Source organism: Pontibacter coccineus (assembly GCF_030546575.1).
Classification (GTDB): domain Bacteria; phylum Bacteroidota; class Bacteroidia; order Cytophagales; family Hymenobacteraceae; genus Pontibacter; species Pontibacter coccineus.
Genome location: NZ_JAUOTN010000004.1, coordinates 213,115 through 226,406 on the forward strand (window position 1 = coordinate 213,115; position 13,292 = coordinate 226,406).

A 13,292-nucleotide genomic window follows, 5' to 3' on the forward strand; every position below is an offset into this window, starting at 1 on the left:
TACCGTAAACGTAAGTTAACAGAGGATGTAAGTAAAATATAATTTTTACAATACAGCCACTACCTCCCCATAACCTCATGCCTATACCTGGCTGCTGTCGCAGTTCTGCATAGGGCCTTATCAGGTATAGCCGTTTTATTTCTGACCTAGTCAAAGTCGAAGTACTCGCCTTCCTGCAGTTCCACTTTCTTTTCCTGCTTCTTCACAGGTTTTTTGCCGCGCAGCAGCTCTTTTAGCTCCTGCCCTTCCTGCTTCAGATCGGTTTTGATTTTCTCACGCACACGCTCGTTGTCGTACGCCAGCTTAAAGTCGCTCTCTTTTCCACGCAGGGTCAGGAACAGTGAGCTGTTGCCTGCATCCGGGTCCTCAGCTACCACACCGTAAACGTTGTCGCGGTCAGGCCGGCGATCTTTCGTGAGCGGCAGCTTGATGCGGTAGTCCATGTCCTGGTCGAAAGAATGGGTACCCGAGATAGACACCGAAGGTATAGCCGACAGGTTGGAGCGAATGTCCATCTCCGGAATGAAGATAGTGCGCTGCTGTATCCAGAAGTTGTTGCTCAGCTCTGCAAATTTCATGTTCGCCAGTTCTGAACGCTTCACGAAAGCCGACATCTTCTGCATCGGGGCAAAGTTGATCAACTGCCCGTCGCGCACGGTGGCCGCAATCTCGGCCTGCATCAGGTCCGTCTTGGTATTGAGCTGGCTATCGAAGTACACATCCGATACAATATTGGCGGTCAGCCTGCCGCGCAGCTGCTTATCAGAAATAAAGCTCTGTCCGAAGTTCTCAAAGACATAGAAGAGACTGTCGACGCTCATGTTGCTCAGCTTGGTGGCGGTGCTCACCTTGATGTGGTCGCGGTTGCGGGCATCCAGATTGCCTCGCACGGCAAAGTTGCCTCCGATGGCATTGAACGAGATGTTGGGGGAGGATACGATCTGGTTGCGCAGCTTTACCTCGCCTTTGATGTGCTCCGCCCTGAAGCGCCTGAACTTAGCCTGCCGGATGGTGGCACCCAGGTCGAAAGCAATATCGGGCGAGATGTTGAACTTATAGGCAGCACTGCTGGCCTGCCTGGCGTCGGCCGGGGTATTGAGCTCTTCGCTCAGCAACTGGTCAAAGTTGAGGTATTGGCTACTGAAGTCGGCTTCTACGAGCAGGCGCTGCTTGTCGAGCAGCAACCAGGCCATCACGTTCCGGAACATCCCGTTCAGCACAAAGTCTGAGTCACCCAACTGCCCCTTGAAATCCGACACGGCTACATCGTTCTTTTTGAAAATGAAGTTACCGTTCAACCCTTTCAGCGGCATCGGCATCTCCTTGAGGTTCAGCATGACGTCGTGCAGCGTAATATCGCCGCTTGTGTTGAGCGTGCTGTTGCCCGGCCTGGCCTTGAACTCTTTCAGGTTGCCCGCAAAAGCGATGCGCACATCTGCCAGGCCGCTTCCGCCTTTTACCTCATCCAGCTGCAGCAGGCTTACCACATAGCCCACATCCAACATACCTTTGGCACTGAAGGCGAGGTAGGGATTTTCAAAATTGCGGTAGGTCAGGCTCCCCTCAAAAGGGCGCTTGTTCAGCACGCCTTTCAGGTTCTTCAACTCCAGCAACGACGTTGCGGCGCCCTTGCTGCTGCCATTTGTAAAGTACCCATCCAGGTGCAGGCCCTCGATCTTCTGCTTGGTGTCGGGGTGAAAGAAGGAAGCGTTTCGGGCGCCGAACTTAAAAGCGACCTCTGGGTTCTGCTTGCCGGATGCCTTGCCTTTTACAGTGCCTTTAAAGAAGACATCGCCCTCGCTGCGGTACTGGCTATACTCGCGTGTAATATGCTGGGGTAGTAAGGAGAGTAGCGACTGGATGTTGGTGTCTTTACCCTGCAGTTGTAAATTCAGCTCTGTCGTGCCGCCGTAGGCAATCTGCCCGCCTACTTCATAGGCTGCGCCTTCTACCTGCACAACCGATGGCCGCAAAGCAATGGTGCGCGCCGCACGGTCTATTGTCAGGGCGGTATGCAGCACTACTGACTTCTCCTTGAAATACTCACTCTCCCCTATCCGGATGGTGCTGATCCTGGTATTCCCCTTCGTTTCGATGGCTATCTTCTCGTTTGTGATCGCCATTGCGGCAACCAACTGCTGCGCATCGGCTTCGATGTAGTGGTTCAGCTGCAGGTCGGTATAGCGCAGCGCCACCTGGCTCAGGTTAATCTTCTCGAGGTTGAAGGCGAAGTCACCGGATGCGTTGCTGGAATCTGTTGCCAGGATATGGTAGTTGACCTGCCCGTTTTTCAGCACCCGCACGTGTATGGAGCCGTTCTCCAGGTATAGCTGCTTCACGTCATACTTCCCCCGGATGATATCGAACACACTGAACGTGAAGTACAGCTTCTCGGCGCGGGCCAGCGACGAATCACTCTCCGCTATACCTTCGTGCACGTTCACCTGCTCGAGCGCCACGGCCACCTGCGGAAACTTGTCGAAGAGGGAGAGGGAGATTTTGCCGACATCCACCTTGGTGGTGATGTGCTTGTTGGCTTCAGCCACAAAAAGACCGATTATTTTATCTTGGTACGCATACACCAGTCCCGCCGAAATGCCAGTGATCGCCACTGCTGCCAGGGCGACATAAAATAGCACTTTTTTCACAACACGAATTCGTCCCAAGAGAAAGTTCAGATTTTAAGCATCTTACAAAAGCTAAAGGTACTGCAGTATTCACACGTGCACAATAGAGGATGAGGCTCGAAAAAAAATTTTAAGATTTTTTTATCAGATGTTTTGCAGTTCCAAAAAATCACCCCATATTTGCATCATCAAACGGGGACAAAAGGTCTCTAAAACGAAAAAACGGGGTGTTAGCTCAGCTGGTTCAGAGCACCTGCCTTACAAGCAGGGGGTCACTGGTTCGAATCCAGTACGCCCCACAAAAGGACAACTTAAAAGTTGTCCTTTTTTTATGTCCATACTTTTCTGAGAGTTGCGCCCCCGCGATCTGGCCTGTCCTTTACCTGTTTGTATAACGCCCTGATTCCGAATATAATACTCTGTACTGCAGAAGCTTTTCAATTTCCCTCTCAGTCAGCAGCGCAGTTAAGCTCTGTCCTATACCTGCTTTCGAAAGCGCCGCATATTGAGCATAGTAGAAACCTCAGTCTCCCCTTGAGGACAAGTAAGAGCGAGTTCGAAACTTGCGAGGGAAGCTCTCAGGGGGATGTAAGATCAATCGCTAAAGTACTGCATTGAAATGCCTCTCCCCTATTGACCGCTGATCGCAGGTTTCAGCTCATGTATCACGTGTCCTCAAAGGGATAGTTTTCTACAAAGCTTAACAGCCTTACCTCTTAGTCGGGCCTTAAGGCAAGTTGTTTAAATTTAACCCTCCATCCGTTTTAGACACAATTTAGATCAGCACACTCTATTCCAGAGCAGGCGTATACCTTTTCGAAAAAAGGATTAGCAGTGTGAAATCGTTCGGTCCATACCCCAACTTTTTTGCATACCAACATAAGGTATAAATCTAGCCGAAGGGACTTTGCTTTACGAGTATCGGCTTTGGGAATGACTGTGCCAGTTATAGGCACAGGTATTTTGCGGATGTGAGGTCAGGTATAGGTATATTATACCTGCAATTGGGTAGCTTGGGAATACTACTTAGCTATACCTGACTTGGGGAGGAATTGCTCATGCAGGGCCAGCACCTGGGGTATAATAAGCTGTTGGTCGTCGTTGTAGACAATGTGCTGTGCACGGGCTATTTTCTCTTCTTCGCTAAGCTGCTTGCTGATGATCGCTTTTATATCGGCTTCCGTGCGGTGCGGATCACGTTTAAGCAGGCGCTTGAGGCGTACCTCCAGCGGGGCAGTCACGACAATGATCTCGTCCATTTGCCGCCACGATTCCGACTCAAACATCAGCGCTGCTTCTTTGATCAGGTATGGCGCGGTGGCATTGGCTGTAGCCCAGCGCTCAAAGTCAAGGCCGACGTGTGGGTGCACGAGGGCATTCAGCTTGTCCAGCCGCTCCTGGTTGTTGAAGACCACCGACGCCAGATAAGCTCGGTCCAGATGTCCTTCTAAGGTATAGGTTTCTTTCCCAAAGGCGGCCTGCAGTTCCTGCTTCAATGCAGGGTCGTATTGCATCACCCATTTGGCGCGGGTGTCAGCGTCATACACAGGTATACCCAATACCTGGAACACGCGGCAGACAATGGTTTTGCCTACGCCTATTCCGCCGGTTATACCTATCCTGAGCATGCTCTTATTTTTCCAATACAGCTTTGATGCGCTCAGGCCAGAGCGTGATGTTGCGGGCGCCGGCAGGCTTCTGCACGAGCTCGGGCACCACGGTGGAGTCGAGGCGGCTATACCTGGAGAAGTCCACGATGGCCTTGAATGCTTCGGAGTTGATGACGGCCGCTGAATCTTCGAGTGCGAGGTAGCGAATCAGCACCACCTGCGGGCGCAAGGTTACCTCAGTGTTCAACGGCACATTCACCATCTCTGGCACAACCTGGTGTTCACGCTGCAGCAGCGGCTTTATCCTTGCCGAAACAGTGGCTTCTGTTATATCCGCTTTCACCAGCGATTTGTTGTCATACTCGATGGGCACCACGATCTTCGCTGACTCGGTCAGGTTAGTGATCGGCAGTCGCAGCATAAAGGGGCTCGGCAGACTATCGACCATGGAGGATGGGCCGCGGAAGGTGATGGTGTCGGGATCGATGCGAACAGGGCGCAGCAAGGCGTGACGTTCGCCTGTCACCTTCTGTGCAGGATCGAGCTGCAGTGCAATACGACGCGTCACCGTCTCATCGAAGTTAAAGAAAAGGGTGTCGGTTACAACAAAGTTAAGCTGCAGTCCATCCATGGCATTCACCAGGGCGGGTCTTAAGGCGGAGCCAAGCAGGTAATTGTTGCGGGGCAGACTACGGATGTAGACTTCTGCGGGCTGTACTTCTACCCTCAGTGCTTTGCGGAGGAGTTTCCACCCCCGACCGGTAACGTTAACCGCCACCTCTTCGGGCAGTGGACTAATTGGAACCAGGCGCTGATCATTGTACACAAAGCGCACCGGGTAGGTGGTTTGGGTAGAGTAGCTTTTGTTAAGGGCGTTAAGCAGCCAAAAAGTAGAGGCAGCCACAAAACAGAGCACTACAATTCGCCAGTAGTGCTCTGTTTGGGGCTTAAATGGCCTTACAAACCATAAAATGATATTTCGGGCTTTCTCAAACGACAAGGTGTCTTATCCTTATTTCACTTTAGCAGTGGCTTCCAGCGAGATAGCAGATTTTTCAAACACAAGGCGTACGCCTTTGTCTACCTCTATCTCTACGGTGTCATCGTTTATAGCTGTTAAACGGCCATGCAGTCCGCCTATTGTCACAACCTGCATACCTTTGGTGAGCTCTTCACGAAATTTTTTCTGGTCCTTCGCTTTCTTCTGCTGCGGGCGGATCATGAAAAAATAGAAAACAAGGATAATAGCGCCGAACATGAGCAGCTGAGGCAGTATGCCTCCGTCTGGTGCGGCTTGTAGGAATATCGTTTGCATAAAAAGGGTTGTGCTCTTGAGAGCGTGATTTTTTAGTTAAGTTTCACAGGACCGTCGGCGCCTGCAGTTGGAATGCTTGATGAAGTTACGTTGCCTTTCATGAACACACGAACGATGTTAGGCTCCGTGTTGGCACGTACTGTTACAGTCGGAGACTGCTGGCCTGGCTTGTTGCGGCTATCGAAACGCACCTTCACTTCACCTGCTTCACCTGGAGCAACTGGGGTCTTCGTCCAGTCAGGGGCGGTACAACCGCAAGAAGCAGAAGCACTCTCGATCACCAACGGCGACTTGCCTGTGTTGGTGAATTTGAAGGTATGCTCCACTATATCGCCTTCTTTGATGGTACCGAAATCAAACTCGGTTGTCTCGAAGTTCATCACAGCCATGTTCTCTGTGCCGGCCGCCTGGCTGGTTGGCACTACGTTCGGGTTGTCTACAACCTGCGGCTGATCTACAGCTGCAGTTGCTTCGGCAGTCGTTGCCTCCGATTCTGTGGTGTTGTTCTGATCGCAGCTGGTCACTGTCATGGCAGTGCCAAGCGCTAAGGCTAATAAGAAGTTCTTTTTCATATCAGTTAAACAGCTTTTTGCTTGATTATAGTTTCGAAATGATGTGTTGTGCAAATTCCATGGTGCCGGCTTTGCCGCCCAGGTCGCCTGTGCATTGCTCTCTGTTGGCAAGCGTTGCGTCCAGAGCGGTTTCAATGCGGTTCGCCTCATCTTTCAGATCGATGTGGTGCAGCATCATGATGGCGGAGCGCAGCAGCGCGGTTGGGTTTGCCTTGCCCTGGCCTGCGATATCAGGAGCAGAACCGTGTACGGCTTCGAAAATGGCCATGTCGCTGCCGATGTTGGCACCCGACACCACGCCCAGGCCACCTACCAGACCCGCGCACAGGTCAGACAGGATGTCGCCAAACAGGTTGGTGGTCACGATCACGTCGAACTGCTCCGGCTTAATCACCAGCTGCATGCACATGTTGTCGATGATCTTGTCGTCGTACTGGATGTGCGGGTATTCTTTTGCAATTTCGCTGGCCTCGCTCAGGAACAGGGCGCCGGCGCTTTTCAGGATGTTGGCTTTGTGCACTGCCGTCACCTTTTTGCAGTTGTGTTTGTTGGCATACTCAAACGCGGCACGGACGATCTTACGGCAACCTACACGCGTCAGGCGGGCTACTGAGTCAGAGATCTGCAGGCGCTCGTCAAACATCTCCAATCCGGAGTACAAACCTTCGGTGTTCTCGCGGAACAACACCAGGTTCACGTTATCGAAGCGGGTATTCACACCGGGCGTTGTCTTGGCAGGGCGTACGTTGGAGTACAGGTCGAACATCTGGCGCAGCTGCACGTTGATGCTCTTGAAACCTTTGCCGACCGGCGTAGTGATAGGGCCTTTCAGGGCCACTTTGTTCTTCTTAAGCGAGGCAATCAGTGTAGAAGGGATCAGTTCACCGATCGAATCGAAGGTGGTCTGTCCTGCATTTTCCTCTTCCCAGTTTACGGGCACGTTAGCAGCGCTGAAAACAGCTTTAACGGCTTCTGTAATCTCTGGTCCAATCCCGTCGCCGGGAATCAGTGTAATATCTCTCATGTTTATATTTCTTTCCTGCTGTTAATCTCGTTGATAAGTGAATCCACATCGCCCAGCAGTTTCTCGGCTTTGTCTTTTGCGTCCTGTATCACGCGCTGTCCCTCAGACTTGGCGCTTGATGTCACACGGCCACGGTCTTCCACCAGTTCTTCCAGCAGGTCTGAAAGGGTATCGCGGTATTTCTCAAGGCGGTAGCTCAGCCAGCTGCGTGTTTCCCTGCCTTTTTCTGGTGCGAACAGGATGCCTGCCATGGCTCCCACAGCGGCTCCGGACACGAAAAACAGTATGTTGCTCGTCTTCTTACTCATAGGATTATCTCTATACTTATATATTAGGTATGTCGTTTCCCCTTATTACGGTATAAAGGGCCTTAAAGACGGACAATACCTTATTTGTTGTCGATCAAACCACGGCCTGACTTGCGGATTTCTCCTTTTGTGGTCAGCTCCTGCGCCATCTTGTCCAGTACACCGTTCACAAACTGCTTGCTCTTGGGCGTGCTGTACAGCTTCGATATCTCAATGTATTCGTTGATGGTCACTTTAACGGGTATGCTTCGGAAGATGTGCATTTCGCAAAGCGCCAACTTCAGGATGATCTTGTCAAGCAGGGCCACACGCTCCACATCCCAGTTCTTCACGCTTGCGGCAATCATGGCCTCGTACTTTTCATCATCCTGCAGGGTTTGGTGGTAGAGCTCCTCAAAGAAGGCCTTGTCGTCTTCCCAGTTAGCCGAAAGATCCAATAATACGGGCTCTTCTTCGGTCTCTTCGCCAAACATCTTGACAGTCTTGTTGACCAGGCTTTTCACGATGGATTTGTTCTCCACCCAGTTCAAATCCTGCTCTTCAAACAAAGATTGTAAGTTTTTTTCTTTAAAAATAATGTTTTTGAAAATATGTTTCACCACTTCCAGGTCCTCTTCGAGCGTAGGCTCAGGCAGTGCCAGGTAGTTCAGAAACACTTCATCCTGCTTCAGGATATTTTTATATACGAGGCGAATCTCACTGATGTCGGAGCCCCAGCTGATGTTGCGACGGATGATGTGCTGCTGGTACGACTTGTTGGTGAGGATGCGCTGCGCTACCCGGTTGTTCAGAAAGCGCTTTACATCAGGACCTGTGGCGGCCGTAAAGCGTTTCTCTTTTTTCTCCTCTTCATCTTTCACCAGCTCGTTGATCAGCTCCAGAATCTGCAGGGTGCCCAGGTAGTGATCGTAGATGCGCTCCACAGCGCTCATCATCTGGCTGCTGTATTGTTTGTAGTCTTTTTTGGTGAGGTTCTTATAAGCCACAACAGCTCTGTTTACCGCATCAATTATCTCCTTGTCGGTTTCTTCTGTCTCGAACTGGCCCGTCTCGTGCCATTCCTTAAAGAGTAGCTGCGCAATTTGTTTGCGGCCTTCAAGCAGCTTGCGGTCCTGCACCTCCATCGAGTTCAGGTCTGGTGCGAAGTCTTCTGCTATCTGGTCAAGTGCCAGCTGGTAATCCGAACCTTCGGCCTGTTTGTAGGCATAAATGGCTTGCATAGCCTTGATTCGAAGTGTTCTGCGGTTGAGCATAATGGTATTTTAAAGAACGTGTTGGTTGATATGTGTTTTTACTAAAGTCGGTGCGGTGGCACCAAAAGCAGCAGACAGGTATGGCCGCTGCTGGTAAAGGTATACGCAAAGGCGAACCCGTGCGCCAATAAATATGTGCTGTAGTAAAACAAAAGTGCCACAGGTTAATGCAGCACTTTTGTTTTGAATATAGTCACGAAGGCAGAACCTAGTAAGTAGATTTTACCTTGCCGATGCTGTAGATGCGCTGCTCTGCCATTTTGGTAGCGGCCAGCTGCGTATAGATGCCCTCATTCTCGGCCTTGTCGAAGATGTCGAGGGTATAGCCGTAGATGCGCTCTGTCTGGGCATAGGCGCTTTCGCGGTTGTAGCCCTGCAGCTCAGAGTACACGTTGATCAGGCCACCGGCGTTGATCAGGAAGTCCGGCGCGTACAGGATGCCTTTTTTCACCAGCGCTGGTCCGTGCACGGTTTCCTCACGCAGCTGGTTGTTGGCCGATCCTGCGATAACGCGGCACTTCAGACGGTTGATGGTGTCATCGTTCACGGTTCCACCCAATGCGCAAGGAGAGTAGATATCTACGTCCAGGTCATAGATCTCGTCCATACCTACCACTTTGGCTTTGTACTTAGAGGAGATGTCGCGCAGACGGTCTTCGTAGATGTCAGTGATAAAGATCTGTGCGTTCTCTTTGGCTAGTAGCTCTACCAGGTAACCACCTACGTGACCAACGCCCTGTACAGAGATTTTCTTGCCTTCAAGCGAATCAGAACCGTAGGCTTTCTTAGCAGCCGCCTTCATACCCATGTAAGTACCGTACGCAGTCACCGGAGACGGGTCCCCGCTGCCGCCCATCGCCTCAGGAAGACCGGCTACGTAGTCTGTCTCCATCTTGATGTACTCCATGTCCTTGGTGGTCGTTCCAACATCCTCGGCAGTGATGTAAGCACCGTTCAGGTTTTTCACAAAACGACCATAGCGGCGCATCAGCGATTCGCTTTTGTCTTTTTTGGCATCACCGATGATCACGGCCTTGCCGCCACCCAGGTTAAGACCAGAGATAGCAGCCTTGTAAGTCATACCTCTTGAAAGACGCAGCACATCGTCAAGCGCTTCAGCCTCAGAAGCATACGCCCACATGCGTGTACCGCCCAGCGCCGGGCCGAGTACTGTGTTGTGGATACCGATGATCGCTTTCAGGCCAGTCTCGTGGTCATGGCAGAAAACTACTTTCTCATGGTTATACTCTGATATCTGACCGAAGACCGACTTGTCTTTCTTCAGCTCAACTTCTTTTAGTTCGACCATTTATGATTTTGATTAAGGGTTATTCTATCTTTGTAGAAGATAGGGAGGGATGCCTCCCGTTTCATGCTGCAAAATTAATTCTTTTTTTGATTAATTCAATTTGTACCTGTTAACTCTACGTAAAAGCCTCTGAGTTCCATATTCTTGCTGTGAAATCACTCCGCTACCTCAATAAATATTTACTCAAGTATAAATACCGTCTTCTTTGGGGCCTGGTATTCATCATCATATCCAACTTTTTCCAGATTCTGCCCGCCCAGGTGGTGCGCCATGCCTTCAATTTGATCAAGGAGGGCATCAACCTGCACAACCTTTACGAGGGTATGGAGCAGCAGGAACTGGTGTACGACAATTTTGCCAGCAGCATCCTGGTGTACGGGGTCGTGATCCTGGTGATGGCGCTCCTGCGGGGCCTTTTCCTGTTCTTCGTGCGGCAGACCATCATCGTGATGAGCCGCTTGATCGAGAACGACCTCAAAAACGAGATATACGAACACTACCAGAGCCTGCCGCTCAGCTTTTACCGCAAAAACAACACCGGCGACCTGATGTCGCGCATCTCCGAAGACGTGAGCCGTGTGCGCATGTACCTTGGCCCGGCTATTATGTACGGCCTCAACCTGGTCATTCTGTTCCTGATGGTGATTCCGTACATGCTGTCGGTAAACGTGAAGCTCACACTCTATACCCTGATTCCGCTGCCGATCCTGGCCATTAGCATCTACTACGTCAACAACATCATCGAGCGCAAGTCCGACGAGATCCAGCGCAGTCTGTCAGGTATAACGACCTTTGTGCAGGAAGCTTTTTCAGGTATACGGGTGCTCAAGTCCTTTGTGCGCGAAGACGACTCCCATAACAACTTCACCAAAGCCAGCAACAACTACAAGGATAAATCGCTGGAGCTCAACTTCGTGAATTCGCTCTTTTTCCCACTGGTACTGTTCCTGGTGGGTTTGAGCACGATCATCACGGTATACATCGGCGGTCAGGAAGTGATGAACGGCAGCATTACCACCGGCAACATTGCCGAGTTCATCATCTACGTGAACATGCTCACCTGGCCTGTGACTTCGCTGGGCTGGACGGCCAGTCTGGTGCAGCGCGCCGCCGCTTCGCAGGCCCGCATCAACGAGTTTCTGAACACCAAAAACGACATCGTGTCGCGCGCGAACATCGCCAAGCCGATTGAGGGGGACATTGTGTTCGAAAATGTGGATTTTGTATACCCTGACACGAATATCCATGCACTCAAAAACATCTCGTTCCGCATCAACCACGGCGAAACGCTGGCGGTAATCGGCAACACCGGCTCGGGCAAAAGCACGATTGCCACGCTTCTGCCGCGCATGTACGACGTCACCGGCGGTCGCATTCTGATTGACGGGGTGGATGTGCGTGACTATAATCTGGAGAGCCTCCGCAGCCAGATTGGCTACGTACCGCAGGATGTGTTCCTCTTCTCCGACTCTATCCGCAACAACATCGGTTTTGGTTTGCCAAGCATCACGGAAGAGCAGATGGTACAGTCCGCCAAGGATGCCGACGTGTACGAAAACATCATGCGCTTTCCTGAGCAGTTCGACACGAAGCTGGGCGAGCGCGGCATTACCCTTTCGGGCGGACAGAAGCAGCGGGTTTCCATTGCCAGGGCACTGGTTCGGGAGCCAAGTATCTTGATTCTGGACGACTCACTCTCAGCGGTGGACACGAAGACAGAAAACGCCATCCTGAACAGCCTGCGCCGCATCATGGCCAACCGTACCTCTATCATCATTTCGCACCGCGTGTCGTCTGTGAAGCTGGCCGATAAGATTCTGGTGCTCGACGACGGTGAGATTGTGCAGCACGGCACCCATGAGGAGCTGATACAGCAACAGGGGCTTTACAAGGTGCTTTATGAGAGGCAGCTGCAGGCAGAGGACTCGCAGTAGCCCCTTTATAAGTTGCTGATTATGAACCCGAAAAGAGACGCTTCAACCGGGCATAGTATCATCTGAGGGAATTTTTTGATACAGAAACTGTTATAGGTACGTATAGCAAGTTTATTCAACTCCTAAATCTCTATCTATGGCTATTGACATACAGCAAATCGGCAAAAGGTTCCGTTTTTATACCAGCATCAAAGAGTTGGAAATGCGGCAGCTCCTCGAGATGACGGGCAGCGATGAAGCAGTGCTTGCCAATATCCTGTCAGGGAAAAACTACCTGCTCGATGAGTTAGTGGCTATCGTAAAGAATTTTCAGGACCTGAACACGCAGTGGCTCATCTATGGCGAGGGCAGTATGTTCAAGCCCATGGACGAGGACGGCACCTGCAAGGACAACCACAAAGGCTGCCTCAAAAAAGATAAAACCGCCTACCTGAAGCAAATGCAGAACATGCTCATCGAGCTCGACGCTGCTGAAGTAGCCAAAGGCCACCACGCCGATGTGGACGCGCTGAAGGCAAAGCTGGAAGAATACAAAGCCAGTCAAAACAACAGCATGGCTGAGTAATCAACGGCCAAACCCAGCACCCACTTTTTGGAGAGTTTCTAGCCTGAATAGGCCTGATATGATAATGCCCCAATGCAAGCGGCTTGCTTTCGTTGGGGCATTTTTATTCCTTACGCTCTCACCCGTATACCTTCCAGTATCAGATTGACCGTATACAGCACCTCGCGCTCTATTTTCTCGAAGTCGATGGAAGGCAGGTTGTGGAACTGGGCACGCTGAAACTCTTCGAACTGGATCAGGTCTTTGACGACCATGATGGAGTAGCCCACCCGCTCAGCTTCACAGTCAAGGAAAGTGCCGTTGGCTATACCTTCCTTGATGACGGAGGCGTAGAAATTCGTCTCTTTGGCGCGCGATTCCTTGAACAGCTCCTGAAACATAATGCGCGTCTCGATGAGCACTTGGATAGAGATGGTGTGCTGCGTTACGATTTCCTGATAGTAGCGCAGCGATGAGCGGATGTAAAGCAGCAGGCGCTCGCGGGGATCTCTTTCCTGCTCGGCAATTTTCTTGATCCGGTACAGGCTGTCTTTCCACTCCTGCGAGAAAGCCTCGATAAAGAGCACTTCCTTACTCTTGTAGTAATAGTAGAGCGTGGGTTTCTTAAGTCCGATGGCATGAGCAATATCATCCAGCGTGGCTTTGCTATAGCCCAGTTTGCCGAACACCGACTTGGCTGCGTCCAGTATCAGCTCTTTTTTTGCCTCTGCCTTTTTGCCCAATTTGCTCTGTTGCTATCGTTCCACGGGGAAAGGTACAGCCATTCCCCTTTTAT

General features: G+C 51.2%; 12 protein-coding genes and 1 tRNA gene. 3 read left to right on the plus strand and 10 right to left on the minus strand.

What is annotated here, in order from left to right; genetic code table 11:
- Positions 1 to 146: 146 nt before the first annotated feature.
- Positions 147 to 2,648 carry an AsmA family protein gene (locus Q4E40_RS10905; protein ID WP_303412133.1) on the minus strand — a complete coding sequence of 834 codons (2,502 nt, stop codon included), beginning with the start codon at positions 2,646 to 2,648 and terminating at the stop codon, positions 147 to 149.
- A gap of 203 nt (positions 2,649 to 2,851) precedes the next feature.
- On the opposite strand from Q4E40_RS10905, the gene Q4E40_RS10910 reads away from it, so the two are divergent.
- Positions 2,852 to 2,926 (plus strand) — tRNA-Val (locus Q4E40_RS10910).
- A gap of 723 nt (positions 2,927 to 3,649) precedes the next feature.
- Here the strand turns inward: Q4E40_RS10910 and coaE are convergent.
- From coaE to Q4E40_RS10950, 8 genes are all read right to left on the minus strand, one after another.
- Positions 3,650 to 4,255: a dephospho-CoA kinase gene (gene coaE / locus Q4E40_RS10915; protein WP_303412134.1), complete on the minus strand. Its 606-nt coding sequence runs from the start codon at positions 4,253 to 4,255 to the stop codon at positions 3,650 to 3,652.
- Positions 4,256 to 4,259: 4 nt separating this feature from the next.
- On the minus strand, positions 4,260 to 5,237 hold the full coding sequence (locus tag Q4E40_RS10920) for a YbbR-like domain-containing protein (protein WP_303412136.1): 978 nt from the start codon (positions 5,235 to 5,237) through the stop codon (positions 4,260 to 4,262).
- A gap of 12 nt (positions 5,238 to 5,249) precedes the next feature.
- Positions 5,250 to 5,552 (minus strand): preprotein translocase subunit YajC, encoded by a 303-nt coding sequence (yajC, locus tag Q4E40_RS10925; RefSeq protein WP_303412137.1) that lies wholly within the window; start codon positions 5,550 to 5,552, stop codon positions 5,250 to 5,252.
- Between the two features lie 32 nt (positions 5,553 to 5,584).
- The gene (locus Q4E40_RS10930; RefSeq protein ID WP_303412138.1) at positions 5,585 to 6,124 is read right to left on the minus strand and encodes a DUF1573 domain-containing protein; all 540 of its coding nucleotides are present in this window, start codon (positions 6,122 to 6,124) and stop codon (positions 5,585 to 5,587) included.
- A 25-nt stretch (positions 6,125 to 6,149) separates the two neighbouring features.
- Positions 6,150 to 7,148, minus strand: coding sequence for an isocitrate/isopropylmalate dehydrogenase family protein (locus Q4E40_RS10935; protein WP_303412139.1), 999 nt, complete (start codon positions 7,146 to 7,148; stop codon positions 6,150 to 6,152).
- Positions 7,149 to 7,150: 2 nt separating this feature from the next.
- Complete coding sequence (locus tag Q4E40_RS10940) at positions 7,151 to 7,456, minus strand: YtxH domain-containing protein (protein WP_303412140.1); 306 nt, start codon at positions 7,454 to 7,456, stop codon at positions 7,151 to 7,153.
- Between the two features lie 80 nt (positions 7,457 to 7,536).
- Positions 7,537 to 8,676 (minus strand): transcription antitermination factor NusB, encoded by a 1,140-nt coding sequence (gene nusB / locus Q4E40_RS10945; RefSeq protein ID WP_303412141.1) that lies wholly within the window; start codon positions 8,674 to 8,676, stop codon positions 7,537 to 7,539.
- Positions 8,677 to 8,917: 241 nt separating this feature from the next.
- Positions 8,918 to 10,018: a Glu/Leu/Phe/Val family dehydrogenase gene (locus Q4E40_RS10950; RefSeq protein ID WP_303412142.1), complete on the minus strand. Its 1,101-nt coding sequence runs from the start codon at positions 10,016 to 10,018 to the stop codon at positions 8,918 to 8,920.
- A gap of 149 nt (positions 10,019 to 10,167) precedes the next feature.
- On the opposite strand from Q4E40_RS10950, the gene Q4E40_RS10955 reads away from it, so the two are divergent.
- Positions 10,168 to 11,952 carry an ABC transporter ATP-binding protein gene (locus tag Q4E40_RS10955; RefSeq protein WP_303412143.1) on the plus strand — a complete coding sequence of 595 codons (1,785 nt, stop codon included), beginning with the start codon at positions 10,168 to 10,170 and terminating at the stop codon, positions 11,950 to 11,952.
- Between the two features lie 136 nt (positions 11,953 to 12,088).
- Positions 12,089 to 12,517, plus strand: coding sequence for a hypothetical protein (locus Q4E40_RS10960; RefSeq protein WP_303412144.1), 429 nt, complete (start codon positions 12,089 to 12,091; stop codon positions 12,515 to 12,517).
- Positions 12,518 to 12,627: 110 nt separating this feature from the next.
- Here Q4E40_RS10960 and Q4E40_RS10965 read toward each other — a convergent pair whose 3' ends face one another.
- Entirely contained in the window at positions 12,628 to 13,239 is a 612-nt protein-coding gene (locus Q4E40_RS10965) for a TetR/AcrR family transcriptional regulator (RefSeq protein ID WP_303412145.1), read from the minus strand.
- Positions 13,240 to 13,292: the final 53 nt, after the last annotated feature.